Below are 16911 nucleotides of genomic sequence, written 5' to 3'. Positions count from 1 at the left end.
TGTTTATTTCCCTAGCAGTCTAGTTATTATTTTTTACTTTATCGGAAAATCGACAGAATGGCTGCTGATGCCTGATTCATTTGACTAACTAAATAATAGTCAACGCTTTGCTGCGTATTGAGATTTTGCAAGAAGGCTTGCAGCTCTGTAGCATCTACGTTAGCAATGCTATCAATCGTTTTTTGAACACCAGTACCCAAAGCAGTTGCAGTCTCTAGCTGCGCTTTAAGTCCGGTGGTTGCAGCACTTAAAGAAGATTGTGCGGCAGATACACTTGCCACCTGATTGGATAGTGAGGTAGTAGCGATTTGACAGTTTGCAATTGCAGTGTAGCGAGTATCAACCAAGAGCGAAGGGGGCGATTGTGGGCCATACGATGCAGAGGTTAAGGTTAGTGTACCTGATGAGGCTGTAGCAGTAGCATAAACAGCTTGCAATGCAGCAGCTTTATCTGCTAATAAGGTTCCGTCTGTCGTTGTAAAGCGTGCGGCCGGGGTTCCGTTACCATTGGTAATAAAAGCTGCAAATGCAGTAGCGACTGTAGCAGCATCTGCTGTTGATCCAGATGGGCAGGTATAGACTAAACCTGAAATAGTAATGCTATCCCCTGCGATTAATTCTGAGGCAGGGGAAGTATTGCTCAAGGCAATGGTATCAACTTGATAAGCTGTTGATGTTCCAGTAGTGGTCGTTGTATTTGTCCCTGTCATGCCACCATTAATTCTGAGATTATTAATGATAGTCGCCATGGCAGTGACGTTTGCTGCTTGAACAGTAGTTTGCGATGCAGTAGTACCATCAATACCTGTAGTGACAGTGAGGCCATTGCTAGTATTAATGAGATTATTGCCGTTAACTCCAGCTGATGCAGCAATATCGCCGATTTGTTTAGCTAGACTTTCAAATGTTGTATTTAAGCTATCGCGATCAGTAGAGGCAAAGCCAACACTAGATGACTGGACTGCGAGTCCTTTCATTTGGACCATAATATCTGCAATCGATTGGAGGGCAACCTGTCCAACATCAATGACGCTTTGCGCATCAACAATGTTTTTCTCGACCGATTTATAGCCTAGGACTTGCGCAGTGAGCCTTGTCACAACCCCATTTTCAGCAGGATTTAAGGTTCTCTTACCCGCTGCTAATTGGACTTGTGTCTCAACAATTTTCTGTTGAACGTCGTTGACGCCAGCTGCTAGCGTGGTAGCTAATCCAGTTATCGTATTGTTCATTTTGCTTCCTCTTAATCCTTTAATGTCCTGGCATTAGCTTGCGAAAGGGTGCAATACCAGGCCTAAACAGATAAAAAATACTTCTATGAAGAGGATAATAGTTAAACTTTAACAATTCAATTGCATAAAAAAGCCGGGAATTACCCGGCTTTTTTATGCTTAGAAAGCTAAAACGCGTTTTAAATCAACGGAATATCGACAAAATCGCTGCAGAAGCTGTATTTAGCTGGCTAACCAAGTAGTAATCAATACTTTGTTGGTTATTAAGTGATTGTAGCTTAGTTTGCAGCGCAGTGGAGTCAATAGACGTCATGGAGGCAACAGCACCATTTAAGCCTGATTCTAATCCAGTAGCATTTGCCAACTGCGCACTTACGCCAACAGTGTAGGCGCTGAGGTTGGCCTGAGCAGTAGATATGGCTTGAATAAGGGTATCTAGGTTAGTAATCATCGTACCAGCATTGCTTGAAGTGCCAATACCAGTGGCCAAAGATGCTGTAGTGATGCTGGCGGTGATGCCTTGAGCAGTAAGGGTCATAGGGCTTAAACCATCTTGATTTACTGTTACAGACAATGCGCTAGAGCCAGAAACTAAGTTATTAGCACTACCGTTTAAACTAGCGTTGGTAATGAGGGCGCTAACCTGAGTTGAGAGTTGTTGGAAGCTTGTGTTTAGCGAAACTCTATCAGTACCATCAACTAATCCAGCACTTTGGGATTGTGTTGCTAAAGCCTTCATTTGGATCAGAATGTCAGAAACCGATCCTAGAGCAGTCTGGCCAACATTGATGATGTTTTGGGCAACAGTAAGGTTTGCTTTGATTTTTGTATAGCCAGCCGCTTGAGAGGACAAGCGAGTCACAACACCTTGTTCGCCAGGGTTTAAATCTGCTGTACCCCTTGATAAGGTATTCTGAGTAGCAATGATGTCATTTTGAACATCTTTAACTGAATTTGCGAGAGTAATTTGTAGTGGACTGAAAGTAAATGGCATGATTCTTTTCCTTTAGTTAAATTTACACAGTCATCATGACTGTGATAAACGGCTTGCTTATGCACCATGCATAAGAACAAACCAACTTACGAAAAAGCATCAGTGCGCAGTACTTAGACTACATCAACAGAGCTTGGCGCTAACTATTACATTAGCTCATTTGAAAACTTCCGCAGAAGCTTTCGTTCTATATATTCTTTAACGGTGGAATTTTAAAATACTTGAGTAAGCGAGTATTTTTATTTTTAATAAAAGCAAGTGATACTCACTATGAGTGAGTTGATTAACTTAGCCCAGATGTAAGGTTAGTTATTTTTAAAGCTTTGTAAGCATCAGGATCTAATTGGCTAATGAGTTGATAGTCAATGTTTTGCTTACTTTTTAATTGGGCCAGCTGATCCTTGACTTTGATAGGGTCTATATTCTGTATGGCTTTGATGGAGTCAGTAGCCTGCCCACTTAAGTCTGTGAGCGCATTTGCTTTTTTAGAAAGTTCACTAGAGGCATACTTTAAACTGGACTCACCATTGGTAATTTGCATCATGGCACTGCGCAGAGAATTATTTGCCTCTTGAGCATTTTGTGGGGTATCTAATTTGATGCCGCTTAGCAGGCCAGTAGTCATCATGCCATAGATATTAACGCTATTGATGAAGTAGCGAGACGCAGCTGTTTTGTCATTACCTACCATGACATTCATACCAGCTGTGCCGCTTAACAGATTGGTTCCATTGAGTTTGGCGCTAGTTGCCAACTTGCCAATTTCTGTAACCAGTTTCTGAAAGCGAAAGTTAAAATTATTACTGTCACTCGCATTAAGACTTGGGCTAGTTGCCATTGATGCCATTTGTTCCATCTGTCTCATCAATTTGACAATAGAGGTAATGGCTGTTTGTGCAACACCGATCGTATTTTGTGCGGCCGTGATACTAGCCTGAGGCTTTGTATAAGATGTAGCAGTTTTTGAAAGGGTGGCTACAGTATCTTGCTGATCAGTCGTTAGAACTTTTTTGCCAGAGACAAGCTGAGATTCAAGTGTCTTGATCTTAACTTGAGAATCTTTGACAGCGCTTGCAATGGAGTTGACAAAGTTAGTTTTAGCAATGCTCATGATAGATATTGAGTATTAGCATTACCAGTGCATTTTTTATTTCAGCGTAAGAAAATTGAGTACGCTTTTTTTATCTATTTAGATTTGAGTAAGGAGACCGCATCCTTAACCATCGCATCAGCAACTTTTTCAGAGTCAACTGAAAACCGACCACTCTCAATTTCACTGCGGATAATGTCTACTTTTTTAGCATCAAATACTGGACTGTTTGCGACGATTGCTTGTAAGGATTGAAGTTGACTGGAGAGTTTTGTAACGTCAGCGGCAGGAGGTGGCACTGCGCCAGAACTAGGCCTCACAGTTGAAGTTGAGGTACTCTCTCCTGTAGTAGGTTTCTCTACTACGGTATTAAGTGCGGTCTTCAAGGGGTCGTTAATTTTCATGGGTTCACTTTAGAGTAGTTTTTGGTGCATAGTATTTGGCAAATAAAACATTACCCGAACATCTTCTTTTACGGCTTTTTATTGCTTTACTTTAATCATTTTTTACTTCTATCAAAACTAGTGGGCGTTAATTCTTGCCGCCGACCTCAACCTGGCCATCTCTTTTAGCTATTCCAGTCACCACGCTACCGTTATTAACTCTGACCTTGATAATTTCGCCTTCCGCAGCAGCATTGAGGGCTTGACCCTCAGTGGTAATTGAAAATCCGGTGCCTTTGCTACTAACCCTAACGCTCTGGCCCTGCTGAATCACAGTAGGCATTTTGAGCATCTCTTTTTTGATGACAGTACCTGCGGCTAAAGACATTTTGGCGCTAGTACCAATAATAGGGTTAATTTCAGTAAATATGCCAGTTGGCAGAGTGGTTATATCGCCTTTTTGCAGTTGTAAGTCATTAGGGTTGATGGTTTGGCCTTGGCCAAGCGGATTGGCAGCCGTTACGTAATTAGCGATGATGCTGACATTCGCTTGGAGGTAAACCGTCCAGGGTTTTGGCTGGCCACAGCGCACGCCCACGGTAGTTCTGCCCCAGGCAGCGCTGCTTGGGGGGAAAAAAGCCTCAGGATTGGGACAAAAATCTAAGCGTGTCCCCTGTTCCATGGGGGTAATGATTATTTCTACCTTGCCAGGCGAGCCAGCACTTTGAGCAGTTAAAAACTCCTTAACCTTTTGGTTTATAAGGCGAAGATCTTGGATTTGAGGTTGACCTTGCGCCCACCCCAATTGTGGTGTCACCAATAGGGTGCTAGCAACTAAAACCGCATAAAAAAGCTTGAAACCCCAATGAGAGGGCAAAAAACAAGGATTTACATGCCATATTGGCTTTGAAAATAATGCTTTAAGAAAACTGTTCATGCTCAATCCTAGGGTGGATAAGTGTCTAAGGCATGATTTTAGGTTTGCTGCGCTTAGTCAATAGCTTAATTAGCCAAGCAATTCCCCCTTTTATTGGAAGATCAAGATAGACAGGGGCAAATTACATTAGAGAAAATGCAATTTATAGGAATACAGAACCTATTACGGCAGCAAAAAAGATTTCTTTAGGGGAATTGGAGAAAAAAATGAATAAATTAGATGCATTGTTTGATTTTAACGCAACTGCCTTGCGGGTAAGGGCTCAGCGCCAAGAGATTTTAGCTGCCAATATCGCTAATGCGGATACCCCAAATTTCAAAGCCCGGGATATTGACTTTGCCTCTTCTTTGAAAAAGGCTCTAGAAGCTAATGTGAGCAATACCGCGAATACTGCTGCGGGTGGCTTAAATGGCGCTCTGCCTTTGGCGACTAGCCATCAAAACCATATTCCAGGAAATGGGACAAAGGGCGGCATTAGTGAAGCAGATTTGCTTTATCGCCCCTTGATACAGAGCAGTGTTGACGGCAACTCGGTCGATGGAGAGGTTGAGCGAACCGCATTCGTTGATAACGCTATTCATTACGAAGCCAACATCACAATGCTCAACGCTAGCATTAAAGACATGAATGAAGCACTTAAACCTAGCGTTTAATTATTTTCATAATTCAATTTAGTAAATAGAACGGTACCTCAATATGTCTTCCTTGCTTAACGTTTTTAATATCTCTAGTTCAGCTATGAGCTCCCAATCACAGCGTTTAAATACGGTTGCGAGTAACTTGGCAAACGTGGATAGCGCAACGAGTGCTAATGGTCAACCTTATAAGGCTAAACAAGTCATTTTTGAAGCGGCCCAGGTTGGGACATCAGGTCATCAAGGTGTGAAGGTGAAGCAAGTGATTGAAGATCAGGCTCCTCCACGTATGGTGCATGAACCTGCCAATCCCTTGGCAGATAAGGATGGCTATGTTGCCATGCCTAACGTAAACGCAACTCAGGAAATGGTGAATATGATTTCTACTTCACGGTCCTATCAAAATAACGTTGAAACGATGAATGCTGCTAAAGCAATGCTGCAAAGAACTTTAACTATTGGCCAAAACTAATTAGGACTTGATGATGACTACGATTCAAAATAATTCCACAGCTGTAAATTCTGGAGCGACAGGAACTGCTGGCGCTATCAATAGCGCTACTGCAGCATTAAATGCCTCCGCAGGTTCAGCGAAGCAGATTCAGGATCAATTTATGAAGATGTTGGTTGCACAGATGAAGTATCAGGATCCTACTGATCCCATGAAAAGTTCTGAGATGACTAGTCAGATGGCGCAAATTTCAACAGTCGATGGCATTAATAAACTCAACACTTCCATGAGCTCATTGCTCACACAAATGCAATCCAGTCAGGCTTATGAGGCTACCAATCTAGTTGGTAGAAGCGTCTTGATTCCTGGTAACACAATGAACTTGATCAATGGTCAAGCAGCATTTGGAGCGCAGTTAGATGCATCCGCTACTTCCTTGAAAGTGAATATTTTGAATGGCGCTGGCCAGACAGTGGATGTATTGACCTTGGGCCCACAAAAAGCAGGCACAGTACCCTTGGTTTGGGATGGAAAAGATATTAATGGCAATCAGTTACCAGACGGGCCTTATAAATTCCAATTGGCCGCTAATGTCGCAGGAAAAAATATCAATCCACCTGGCTTAACTGTGGCTGGGGTTACCGGCATTCTTAATCCAACAGGTACTTCGCCTACACAAATTATGTTGGATAACAACACCACAACGAGTCTTGCTGATATCGCACAAATTCGCTAACTAGATTATTAATAATTAAGGAATTTATATGTCATTTACAGAAGGACTAAGTGGTTTACATGCTGCCTCTGAGAATTTAAGCGTACTCGGCAAAAATATTGCTAATGCTGCAACTGTAGGTTACAAGTCCTCTAGCATTGACTTTACAAACGTACTGGCAAGCCATTTGAATTCTGCTAACTCAGCATCAGGTCTGCAAACTGGCGGAGCAGTATTGGCTTCTAATATTACTCAGTCATTTTCACAGGGTGCGATTATGTCTAATAGCACCCCACTAAATGCCGCCATCAATGGACAGGGTATGTTTGTGATGTACGATCCAACCCTAGACCAAACTTCTTATACCCGTAATGGTCAATTTATAGAAAATACCGACGGCCTTTTGGTAAATGCCTCAGGTTTTCAGGTGCTAGACGTCAATAGCACTCCCATCAATTTATCGACCTACCAAATACATCCTCAATCAGTGCAAACAAGACAGGTCGATGTAGCCGCATTTACCACGCCACTGTCTCCTTATGGCACGATTACCTTTGGGGGATTGGTGTATACAAACACTGATGGTAAAGCTGTCGGAACTGCGATGGCTCCAACTGTTATTCCTTCAACTATCGGAACTCCCTCAGCCCGCGAGACAGATGATGTCACTTTTGCTCATGGAATGTCAGCTGGAGATGCAATCACTGTTGCCGGCTTAACCTTTAAGGCAAATAAAGATTTGACCAGCACACAAATTGCTAGTGCTTTTGCTAATTTATCTGCTGGAGCAACTACTGGTCCTAGAACTGCTGATGGAACTTATACCGGTCAATTATCAAGTAATTTTAGTAGTAGTGGAGTTTACTCAGCTGCACAAATTAATGGAGGCTCGGGCGATATTGTATTTTTTACGGCAACTAGTTTTGGCGCCCAACCTACCATTACTGCAGGCGCTCTCCAAGGTGGCGTTGCAGCCATTTTTTCAGGCCTTTTAGCTGGAGATACTGCCGAAACAATCGCAGCTCGCTCTGCAGTCTCAGTTGCAAATGGCGGGCCTGCTAATTACGCACTTAGTAGTGGAATGTTCACTGGCAAATTAGGAAATTTCGATACGATTTCTGTTGCTGGTTCTACAGCTACAAGTTCAAGTTTATTAACTACTGGTACGCTTGGTACAAGTGGCCCTACCACGCAAATTGAAACACTTATCTTTTCAGCATTAAGCGCTGGCGATACTTATGCGGCGGGGGGTCTAACCTTTACTGCAACGGGCAATGTGACTGCTTCGCAACTTGCTACCGCTTTTTACAACAAAATTAATAGTGCAAGTTCTACCTCTAGCTATGGTACTTGGAGTGGGACTAAAACAGCAGGTACTGGTGGATCTGGTCTTGGTACCGCAGTGATGAATGGTACGGATGCTGTGAACTGGAGTTATGCCGGAGATGGGGTTGTCTCTACAAGGTTGATATCTGGTGTAAAAACAGTTTCTGGTGCATCTAGCTCGAGTACTACAGATTCAACTATATCAATCGCTGGTACAAATGGTGTAACCACTGCTGCTGCACAAATTGAAACATTAACTTTCTCAGCGTTAAGTGCAGGTGACACTTATTCTGCTGGAGGCCTCACTTTTGCCGCAACGAGCAATGTGACCGCTGCGCAACTTGCTGCAGATTTTTATAACAAAATAAATACTGCAAGTTCTACATCTATCTATGGAACTTGGAGCGGGACTAAAACAGCTGGCACTGGTGGATCTGGTCTCGGTACTGCAGTGATGAATGGTACGACTTCCGTTGACTGGAGTTATGCTGGACCAGGAGTTGTAAGTACACGATTGATCTCTGGATTGAAAACTACTTCTGGCGCCCCTAGCACTTATCTGGGTGCCAAACTTACAACAGAGCAGTTAGCAAATATCTCGGCAGTATTGGTTAATCATAAAAGTTTTGGGCCTGAAAATGCAATTGACGTATTCAGTTCGGGTTTTACGAGTGGCTCTAATAGTTTTGTACAAACAACTACTCTTGGAACTGATTTTGCTTACCTCAATACAAAAGCAATTGATGCAACGGGCACCATTATTGGCACCTATTCGGATGGTAGTACCTATGAATTGGGTCAAATTGGTGTGGCACTCATTCCGAGTAATGTAGGGTTAAAGGCCTTAGGAAACGACTCATGGGTTGAGACAGCAAAGTCTGGCGTCCCAGTAATTGCTGCTGCAAATACTTTAGGTAGGGGTACGATTGTGGGGTCTTCGGTAGAGGCCTCAAACGTTAACCAAACCACTGATATGGTCGGTTTATTAGCAGCCCAGCAAGCTTATCAGGCTAGCGCTCAAGTAGTTAAGATCGAAAGCCAAAATTATCAGACCCTCATCGGAATGAATGGTTAATGAACTTAGTTACACAAGTAAAGTTTATTTAATAGATTAAGACCAGCGAGAAAAAAGGACTAAATATGGATCGTGTAATTTACACCGCAATGACTGGTGCTAAACATATTTTGGATCAGCAATCTACCAACTCTAATAATTTAGCTAACGTTTCTACAACTGGTTTTAAAGCGCAGATCGACTCCTTTCTATCGGTACCGGTCTTGGGGGGTGAGATTGATACTCGCGCATTTGTTATTAATGCCAGCAATGGTACTGATTTCACGCCAGGCACAATCCAGCAAACGGGTCGCACGCTAGATGTCGCCATTGAAGGTAAAGGCTGGTTTAGTGTCCAACGTCCCGATGGCTCGGAAGGTCTAACTCGTAACGGATCTTTTAAAGTTAGCGAAAATGGCATCTTGCAAACTGCAGGCGGCCGAAATGTGTTGGGTGGTGGTGGCCCCATTACGATTCCACCGAACGTCAATATTTCGATTGGTGCGGATGGAACAATTTCTAGTATTGATCCTGCGATTAGCGGTGGCCCCTCAACACCGATAGACGTCTTGAAGTTATCTAATCCCGATGAGAAAAAATTAGTACGTGGTAGCGATGGCCTCTTTAATAATCAAGATCTATCTCCAATTGCTGCAGATCCCACTGTAAGAGTGGTGAATGGTGCTTTAGAGAGTAGCAACGTGAATGTTGTGCAAGGTATGGTCAATATGATTTCTCTGGCACGCCAATTTGATATCCAGATGCAGCTGATGAAGAATGCTGAGGATAGCGACCAAAAAGCAGCTCAACTCTTCAGTTTGAATTAACACCTAATGTGTCAAGATATACCTAAATTAAAGGAAATAAGATGATACGCTCACTTTGGATTTCAAAAACTGGCCTCGAAGCCCAGCAAACTCAGATGGATGTGATATCCAACAATTTGGCTAACGTCAGTACAAATGGTTTTAAAAAGTCACGAGCGGTATTTGAAGATTTGCTTTACCAAACGATCCGTCAACCAGGCGCTCAGTCCTCTCAGCAAACTCAGCTACCTTCTGGTATGCAAATTGGTACTGGTGTAAAGCCTGTTGCTACTGAACGTATCTTTACTCAGGGTAACTTACAGCAAACCAGTAACAATACTGACATTGCCATTAATGGTAGCGGTTTCTTTCAGGTCTTAATGCCCGATGGCACTACAAACTATACCCGTGATGGTAGCTTTCAGGTTAGTAGCACTGGACAGTTAGTGACTGCTAGTGGTTATGTGATTCAGCCAGCGATTACGATTCCAGCAACTGCACAGACAGTAACAGTGGCAGCAGACGGCGTGGTGTCAGTGACTTTACCAAATACAGTTGCCGTTACTCAGGTAGGTCAGTTGCAACTAGCAACCTTTATTAATCCAGCCGGCTTAAGTGCTAAGGGTGAGAATCTATATACTGAAACTGCCGCCTCTGGTGCGCCTAATACTGTGAATCCTGGCTCAAATGGAGCAGGTGTCTTAGCACAAGGTTTTGTAGAAACTTCTAATGTGAATGTGGTCGAAGAGATGGTCAATATGATTCAGACCCAGCGCGCTTATGAGATCAATAGTAAAGCGATTTCGACCTCCGATCAGATGCTGCAAAGATTAGCTCAATTGGGATAGTCTTTATGCAAACTTCACTTTGTATTTCTAAAAAGAATGTTATTGCAGTAATGAGCTTTGCTATTGTAGGCATTAGCCTTAGTGCGTGCAGTGTTACCCCTAGCACAATCACACAAAACCCTGGTCCAGGTAGTACTCGTGCGGTCATGCCTCAGCCTTCCAATGGCTCTATTTTTGCTAGCACTAGCTACAAACCGATGTTTGAAGGCAATCGCGCACGTAGTGTTGGCGATACGATCACGATCAATATTACTGAGACTACTACTGCAACAAAAGATGCAGGATCCTCAGGCTCTAAAAAGGGTCTTGCGAATGCTACAGCAACCGATCAGTTTGGTAATACTATTAGCCCAACCTTTAGCTGGGCCAATAATATATCCAATGAGAATAAAGCTACGTCCAACTCTGGAAATACTTTCAATGGATTTATTACAGCAACAGTCTTAGAAGTGTTTCCGAATGGAAATTTATTGGTGGCGGGTGAGAAGCAAATTGGTTATGACCAGGGCTCTGAATTTGTGCGCTTTTCAGGAGTGGTTAATCCAAATATGATTACAACGAATAATACAGTCGCCTCTAATACCGTTGCAGATGCTCGTTTTGAGTATCGCACTACCAATGCAATTGATAGCTCTTACATTGCTAGTATGGTTACCCGTTTCTTCTTAAGTATTGCCCCATTCTAAAAAGAACTATGCCATTTTTTCTTAAATCCCAACGTTTCTGCTTATTTCGGGCTGAAAAAAAACCTCAATGGCTAAAAAGCCTGATGGTGCTAATGCTATTGTGTGTAGGTATATTTAGTAGCCTGAGCATGACTTCTGTTGCGCATGCTGAGCGGATTAAAGATTTGGCAAATATTCAGGGAGTCCGAAGCAACCAATTAATTGGATATGGTTTGGTTGTAGGCTTAGATGGCACTGGAGACCAAACGACTCAGACGCCATTTACTCTACAAAGTACGTTGAGTATGTTGCAATCTTTAGGGGTAACACTCCCACCTGGTACGTTTTCTCAGATTCAATTAAAGAATGTTGCGGCAGTAATTGTGACGGCAAATTTGCCGCCATTTGCCCAAATCGGCCAAAATTTAGATGTTACTGTTTCTGCTATGGGTAATGCTAAAACTTTACGAGGTGGGACATTACTACTTTCCCCTTTGAAAGGAGCGGATGGTCAAATCTATGCAATGGCTCAAGGTAACGTTGTTATTGGTGGCGCAAGTGCCTCTGCTAATGGTAGTTCGGCAACAATTAATCAACTCAATGCCGGTCGAATTTCAGCGGGAGCTACTGTTGAACGATTGATTCCGAATAATTTAGCAGGTATGGATATCTTTAATCTAGAACTTAAGAGCTCCGATTTTTCTACAGCTAGCATCGTTGTTGATGCAATTAATAAACGCTTTGGCAAACCAATCGCGACTGCCCAAGATTCGCGTGTGATTCAGATTGCACCGGATAATATTAGTAGTGCTAACCGCGTCCAATTTATGGCTGCATTAGAAACCATCAACGTTACGCCGGCTAAAGGCGAGGCGAAAGTGATTCTGAATGCAAGAACAGGCTCGATTGTCCTCAATCAAAGTGTTGAGTTAGAAAATTGTGCAGTAGCGCATGGTAATTTAACCGTGGTTATCAGTACGACCCCTGTTATCAGTCAGCCAAGTGCTTTCTCCAATACCGGAAACACAGTTGAGGCGAAGGTATCACAGGTTAGCTTAAATCAAGATCCTGGTAACGTTATTCAATTGGCTGGCGGCGCTTCTTTGTCTGAGGTAGTGCGTGGATTGAACGCCGTTGGTGCAACCCCTCAAGATTTGGTGGCTATCTTGCAAGCAATCAAAGCATCTGGTGCATTGCGTGCTGAACTTGAGATTATTTAAGCATTAGTCGTGGCACTGTCAAACAACACTATTGCAGGCGCTGATCTCAGTAATCAGCTGGCCATGGATGCTAATGGCCTCACATCACTTAAGAAGTCTGCAAAAGAGAATTCACCAGAAGCAATTAAAGGCGTTGCTAAGCAGTTTGAGGCAATCTTCATTAATATGATGCTTAAAAGTATGCGTGATGCTAGCCCACAGGATGGTGTCTTTAATACCGAGCAAAATAAACTTTATACCTCCATGTTTGATCAACAATTAAGTCAAAAACTTGCAAACGGCAAGGGTATTGGTTTGGCTGACGTTCTTGTAAGGCAGCTTAGCAAAGTAGTTGGTGCACCCGAGGGGCAAGCAGGTGACGCCCCGATTAGCTCTAAAGCACTTGGGCTTAATCGTTCAGGCGTTAGTCTATCTGCTTACACTTCACTAGCAGACCTAGGTGAGGTTCGCTCAAAAAGCGCCATTAATAAAGTTGACGGTACAAAATCCTGGACAGATAGAATTTCAAAATTATTTAGTGAAATTGAAATGCCTGGAGAGGCTGTATCCTCATCCATATCAAATGTTGTTAAAGATACTGTTAATGGTTTCACAGATAAGCTTGCATCATATGCCCGACAGGCAAGTAGCACTAGTGGCTTACCAGCTCAATTTATGCTGGGTCAAGCTGCATTAGAAACGGGCTGGGGTAAAAAAGAAATTAAAGGTGTTGATGGTACCCCTAGTAATAATTTATTTGGTATTAAAGCAACAGGCAACTGGAATGGTAGGGTGGTATCAACTATGACTACTGAATACATTAATGGTGAGAAGCAGCTAAAAGTAGAAAAATTTAGAGCTTATGATTCTTATGCAGATTCATTTAAAGACTTTGCCAATTTAATTACTAGCAATCCACGCTTCCAGCATGTTTTGAATAATCTTAGCAATGTGAATAGTTATGCTGATGCCATGGCTAGGACAGGTTATGCAACTGATCCCGATTATGCTAAAAAATTGGCTAGTGTGATTAAGAAAATCGGCCAACCATAATCAGGCTGGGCTACTGGAATATTCCAGTAGGATTAATTTTTACTTCAGCCATTCTTTCAGTTGTAGCAATTGTTCATCAATAAACGCCTCCATAAAGAAACAGTCTGAAGCGCTCAGTTTTGGATTGATATGTTTTTGTACAAGATGGGTGATGAGTTTGATTGCTCTATTTCGTAACTCTTGTGGTAAAGAAACGACTATTTGGGCGTTGTAACTGGCTAAAATACTGTTAGAGTCAAGCCCTTTTAATTCTGGAATAAATTGCTTCTGGGACTCAATCATCTTGGTTAATGCGACCTTGTACTCCTTGCCTGATCGCAGTGATTCGTTAAATGAAGAGCACAGTAAGCGAACTGCCTTTTTATCGGCTTCTCTTATTTTAGATTTAGCTCTATACATTGAGTTGTATATTATCATTTGTGATAATATTTGGCAGTTAAATCATGAGTTTAGCGAAACTAAACCTCATCTTCCGCACTAATAGTAAAGAAATAGGCAAAACCTGAAATGGCATATTTGACAGAATCTCAGATAATTGAAAAGTTATGCAAGACTTTTAATACTCGCTTTTCAGGAAGCCGTAATGTAGTGCAATCTCTTGTCGACACTATAGCAATGAGTGATATGTTGCATCCTGGTTTGCGCGGTTTAGGCGGCAAGGATGTTTTGTCCTTATTTAAGGATCGGATGAATGTTTGGGATCCTGGCTCATTACGAGAGCTGACTATAGATGTACTGGTTTATCTTATTAAAGAGAAAGTCACTACAGATTCATCCAAGAAAGCAGTGATTCAAGAGATTAACGAGCACTTGCTACCAATTAATTTTTGGTAATCAAGGTTATTTTTTAGGGTTCACCGCGCTCATCTTTTCTCGCATGCCTTTGAGCTCAAACTCAATACTGTCTAGACGAGTATTATGACTGTGTACTTTTTCCCGAGTTGGCGCGAAAGAATCTAGCGCTGCCTCTGTCTCAGCTTTTGTTTGATCAATCAGACCATAGATGCTTTTTATCTGGGTCGCTTGTTTATCAATTGATTCAATTAATTTCATGATGAAGATGACCATGCCGAGCACTATCAGCGCGAAAACACCAAATAAAAAAGGCGCTATAAAGTCGATAAGGTTCATAGGATTATCTTGCTCTAAATGGTGTGAGTTGAGAATTTGAGGACATTGTAAGGGGTTATTTGAATTAACCGATTAATAACTTCATGGGGTTTCTATATTTTAATCTGTTTTGGCAGGCAATAAGTCCGATCCAGGCTGCTGACTGGGATCTCTTAAAAGTAAAATGGAAACGCGGCGGTTTTTAGCTCTGCCCAAAGCTGAATCATTACTGCTAATAGGTCTTGAGGCGCCAAAGCCAGTGGCACTTAAACGATTCTCATTGATACCTTTTTGATTCAAGACATTCAGTACTGTGGTCGCCCGAATCGCTGATAGCTCCCAATTTGAGTTAAATACCTTGGTGTTAATGGGCTGGTTATCTGTGTGACCTTCTATATCAATCGTTTGATCGCTTTTAGCCAAAATAGGGGCAATTTCTGCAAGAGTTTGGAGCGCTGCTGCGCTAGTAACCGCAGCTGATCCAGGGCTGAAGAGGTAGCTATCAATAATATCGATCCTGATGCCTTTAGGCGATTGAACAACGCTAATTTTTCCATCCTGTATTAGCGGATTTAACGCTTTTGTGAGGTCTTTTTCAAGGCGATTCATTTTCTCGCGCTTAATTATTGCCATTTCTCGCTTGAGCTTGACTAGTCCTAAGGGGTCAATGAGGATTGGGCTTTGTTCAGTTGTTTGTGTTCCAGTAATCTCAGCATCCCCCTTGACTCTCATTTCTAATTTACTATCACCTTCCGTCAGTTGGACTGGGGCAAATGCTGACATTAAGGAATTAGATAGTGCGTCATATTTCTTTTGATTAATGGTCGAGCTGGCATACATCACTACAAAAAATGCAAATAGGAGGGTGATGAAATCTGCGTAGGAGACAAGCCAGCGATCATGATGTTCACGATCGTCTAGGTGAGGACGTCTTTTCAGTGGAGGATTTTTAAAGGAGGTATCCAGAGAGTCGATCCTCTATCACTTTGGTGTGTTCGCCGTAAGCAATTGATGCCAGTGACTCTACAAGCATTTCATATTTAGAAACTTCTAATTGCAGTAGAGTCTTTAACTTATTGGCAATGGGTATAAATAAGAGGTTTGCCAAGCCAACACCATAAATAGTGGAAACAAAGGCTACTGCAATACCACTCCCCAATAGAGTAGGGTCAGATAGATTTTCCATTACATGAATCAAGCCCATCACTGCGGCTAAGATCCCAATCGTAGGCGCATAGCCACCAGCAGAATCCCAAATTTTAATGGCATTACGTTCATGTAACTCATATTGATAGATATCATTTGCTCCAACCTCTTTAATGGTTTGCGGTGGCGCACCATCAATCACTAGGCGTAAAATCTTCTTAACAAAGGGATCGGGCGCTTCATTCATAAAGCTTTCTAGCTTTAAGACACCTTCTTTTCTGACTACCAAACTCCATTGCGAGATATCGAGTGCCAAAGCAGTTCGTTGATCTTCTGGCTCAGCAAATACATATTTGAGTTTTCTAAACCCATTGCGAAAGTTAATGGGGCGACTTTGTAGCAAAACTGCACCAAAAGTACCAAAGGTAACAATGATGAATGCCGAAGGTTGGAGTAGGGAGGAAATCCTACCGCCATCAATTGATTCACCAATTAAAATGCCAATGAGTGCAAGTGCAATACCGCCTAGGCTGGCCCAGTCCATAATTTCTCTTTTAAGGTTGTGCGAATCCTAGCAACGGCTTGGCTATGCATTTGAGATACGCGAGATTCAGTAACACTCATTACTGCGCCAATTTCTTTGAGGTTGAGTTCCTGTTCGTAATACAAACCCATTAGAATTTTCTCTCTCTCGGGTAGCGCTTCAATAGACTGTTTTAGAGCCTCTTTAAAATCTTTTGAAAGCAGGCCATTGATGACATCGCCACTATTACTCTGAATAAAACGGTCAAGGAAGTGATCCTCTTCCTCATTTTTATGAACATCTTCAAAATAAATCAGCTGATGCCCACTACAATCGGTCAAAAGTTGAAAGTAATCAGCGATGTCAAGCTTAAGTTTTTTGGCGACTTCATTCTCACTTGGAGCTCTACCCAAGCTTTGTTGTAAGCTGTTAATCGCTTTTTCAACGTCCCGCATTTGTTTACGAATGTTGCGTGGTAGCCAATCAGCATTGCGGAGCTCATCCATAATAGCTCCATGAATGCGCGAGCTAGCATAGGTTTTAAATTGAGCGCCCTGACCATCTTGGTACTTGCCAGCAGCATCTAGTAAGCCCATCATGCCAGCTTGGATTAAATCATCAACCTCAACGTTGGCAGGCAATTTAGCCTTAATTTGATGAGCCATTTTTTTGACCAAATCGGCGTATTGATGGACGAGACTTTCTTTTTGGTCTGTTTTTCCGTCAGCCTTATACATAGTTTTT

General features: G+C 42.3%; 20 protein-coding genes and 1 pseudogene. 10 read left to right on the top strand and 11 right to left on the bottom strand.

All coding sequences use genetic code 11. From position 1 onward, the window contains the following. Positions 1-38: 38 nt before the first annotated feature. The 5 genes from ICN21_RS07405 to flgA form a co-directional block, all read right to left on the bottom strand. The gene (locus ICN21_RS07405; RefSeq protein WP_216177923.1) at positions 39-1232 is read right to left on the bottom strand and encodes a flagellin; all 1194 of its coding nucleotides are present in this window, start codon (positions 1230-1232) and stop codon (positions 39-41) included. A 184-nt stretch (positions 1233-1416) separates the two neighbouring features. Beyond that, positions 1417-2226, bottom strand: coding sequence for a flagellin (locus tag ICN21_RS07400; protein ID WP_216177922.1), 810 nt, complete (start codon positions 2224-2226; stop codon positions 1417-1419). Between the two features lie 283 nt (positions 2227-2509). Further along, positions 2510-3337 (bottom strand): hypothetical protein, encoded by an 828-nt coding sequence (locus tag ICN21_RS07395; protein WP_216177919.1) that lies wholly within the window; start codon positions 3335-3337, stop codon positions 2510-2512. 74 nt (positions 3338-3411) lie between these two features. Then, positions 3412-3720, bottom strand: coding sequence for a flagellar biosynthesis anti-sigma factor FlgM (flgM, locus tag ICN21_RS07390; RefSeq protein WP_216177917.1), 309 nt, complete (start codon positions 3718-3720; stop codon positions 3412-3414). Between the two features lie 127 nt (positions 3721-3847). Then, on the bottom strand, positions 3848-4636 hold the full coding sequence (gene flgA / locus ICN21_RS07385) for a flagellar basal body P-ring formation chaperone FlgA (RefSeq protein ID WP_216177915.1): 789 nt from the start codon (positions 4634-4636) through the stop codon (positions 3848-3850). Between the two features lie 206 nt (positions 4637-4842). Here flgA and flgB point away from each other — a divergent pair, with 206 nt between their 5' ends. From flgB to flgJ, 9 genes are all read left to right on the top strand, one after another. After that, complete coding sequence (gene flgB, locus ICN21_RS07380; protein WP_216177913.1) at positions 4843-5289, top strand: flagellar basal body rod protein FlgB; 447 nt, start codon at positions 4843-4845, stop codon at positions 5287-5289. A 43-nt stretch (positions 5290-5332) separates the two neighbouring features. Further along, positions 5333-5743, top strand: a complete 411-nt coding sequence (flgC, locus tag ICN21_RS07375; protein WP_216177911.1) for a flagellar basal body rod protein FlgC — start codon at positions 5333-5335, stop codon at positions 5741-5743. A 13-nt stretch (positions 5744-5756) separates the two neighbouring features. After that, on the top strand, positions 5757-6458 hold the full coding sequence (locus ICN21_RS07370) for a flagellar hook assembly protein FlgD (RefSeq protein WP_216177910.1): 702 nt from the start codon (positions 5757-5759) through the stop codon (positions 6456-6458). A 28-nt stretch (positions 6459-6486) separates the two neighbouring features. Next, positions 6487-8838 carry a flagellar hook-basal body complex protein gene (locus ICN21_RS07365; protein ID WP_216177909.1) on the top strand — a complete coding sequence of 784 codons (2352 nt, stop codon included), beginning with the start codon at positions 6487-6489 and terminating at the stop codon, positions 8836-8838. A 65-nt stretch (positions 8839-8903) separates the two neighbouring features. After that, complete coding sequence (gene flgF, locus ICN21_RS07360) at positions 8904-9644, top strand: flagellar basal-body rod protein FlgF (protein ID WP_216177908.1); 741 nt, start codon at positions 8904-8906, stop codon at positions 9642-9644. A 41-nt stretch (positions 9645-9685) separates the two neighbouring features. After that, entirely contained in the window at positions 9686-10471 is a 786-nt protein-coding gene (gene flgG / locus ICN21_RS07355; protein WP_216177907.1) for a flagellar basal-body rod protein FlgG, read from the top strand. 5 nt (positions 10472-10476) lie between these two features. Beyond that, on the top strand, positions 10477-11157 hold the full coding sequence (locus tag ICN21_RS07350) for a flagellar basal body L-ring protein FlgH (RefSeq protein WP_255534245.1): 681 nt from the start codon (positions 10477-10479) through the stop codon (positions 11155-11157). 83 nt (positions 11158-11240) lie between these two features. Further along, positions 11241-12356: a flagellar basal body P-ring protein FlgI gene (locus ICN21_RS07345; protein ID WP_370624078.1), complete on the top strand. Its 1116-nt coding sequence runs from the start codon at positions 11241-11243 to the stop codon at positions 12354-12356. Positions 12357-12365: 9 nt separating this feature from the next. Further along, positions 12366-13388 (top strand): flagellar assembly peptidoglycan hydrolase FlgJ, encoded by a 1023-nt coding sequence (flgJ, locus tag ICN21_RS07340; protein ID WP_370624073.1) that lies wholly within the window; start codon positions 12366-12368, stop codon positions 13386-13388. Between the two features lie 39 nt (positions 13389-13427). Here flgJ and ICN21_RS07335 read toward each other — a convergent pair whose 3' ends face one another. Beyond that, on the bottom strand, positions 13428-13787 hold the full coding sequence (locus ICN21_RS07335; protein WP_216177906.1) for a hypothetical protein: 360 nt from the start codon (positions 13785-13787) through the stop codon (positions 13428-13430). Positions 13788-13895: 108 nt separating this feature from the next. Here ICN21_RS07335 and ICN21_RS07330 point away from each other — a divergent pair, with 108 nt between their 5' ends. After that, on the top strand, positions 13896-14222 hold the full coding sequence (locus tag ICN21_RS07330; protein WP_216177904.1) for a hypothetical protein: 327 nt from the start codon (positions 13896-13898) through the stop codon (positions 14220-14222). A 6-nt stretch (positions 14223-14228) separates the two neighbouring features. Here the strand turns inward: ICN21_RS07330 and ICN21_RS07325 are convergent, their stop codons facing one another. The 5 genes and pseudogenes from ICN21_RS07325 to ICN21_RS07305 form a co-directional block, all read right to left on the bottom strand. Next, positions 14229-14519: a hypothetical protein gene (locus ICN21_RS07325; protein WP_216177903.1), complete on the bottom strand. Its 291-nt coding sequence runs from the start codon at positions 14517-14519 to the stop codon at positions 14229-14231. A gap of 99 nt (positions 14520-14618) precedes the next feature. Then, positions 14619-15281 (bottom strand): OmpA family protein, encoded by a 663-nt coding sequence (locus tag ICN21_RS07320; protein WP_216177901.1) that lies wholly within the window; start codon positions 15279-15281, stop codon positions 14619-14621. Continuing rightward, positions 15282-15437: pseudogene (locus tag ICN21_RS11165) on the bottom strand (flagellar motor protein MotB); the annotation flags it as partial. It lies immediately after the preceding gene. Positions 15438-15447: 10 nt separating this feature from the next. Further along, positions 15448-16188 carry a flagellar motor protein gene (locus ICN21_RS07310; RefSeq protein ID WP_216177899.1) on the bottom strand — a complete coding sequence of 247 codons (741 nt, stop codon included), beginning with the start codon at positions 16186-16188 and terminating at the stop codon, positions 15448-15450. After that, the gene (locus ICN21_RS07305; protein WP_216177897.1) at positions 16170-16904 is read right to left on the bottom strand and encodes an RNA polymerase sigma factor FliA; all 735 of its coding nucleotides are present in this window, start codon (positions 16902-16904) and stop codon (positions 16170-16172) included. The genes ICN21_RS07310 and ICN21_RS07305 overlap by 19 nt, the downstream gene beginning before the upstream one ends. Positions 16905-16911 lie beyond the last annotated feature (7 nt).

Origin of the sequence: Polynucleobacter sp. AP-Feld-500C-C5 (assembly GCF_018882265.1) — a bacterium.
Classification (GTDB): Bacteria; Pseudomonadota; Gammaproteobacteria; order Burkholderiales; family Burkholderiaceae; genus Polynucleobacter.
The sequence above is the reverse complement of the archived record's forward strand: the minus strand, read 5'-3'. Positions and strand labels throughout refer to the sequence as shown.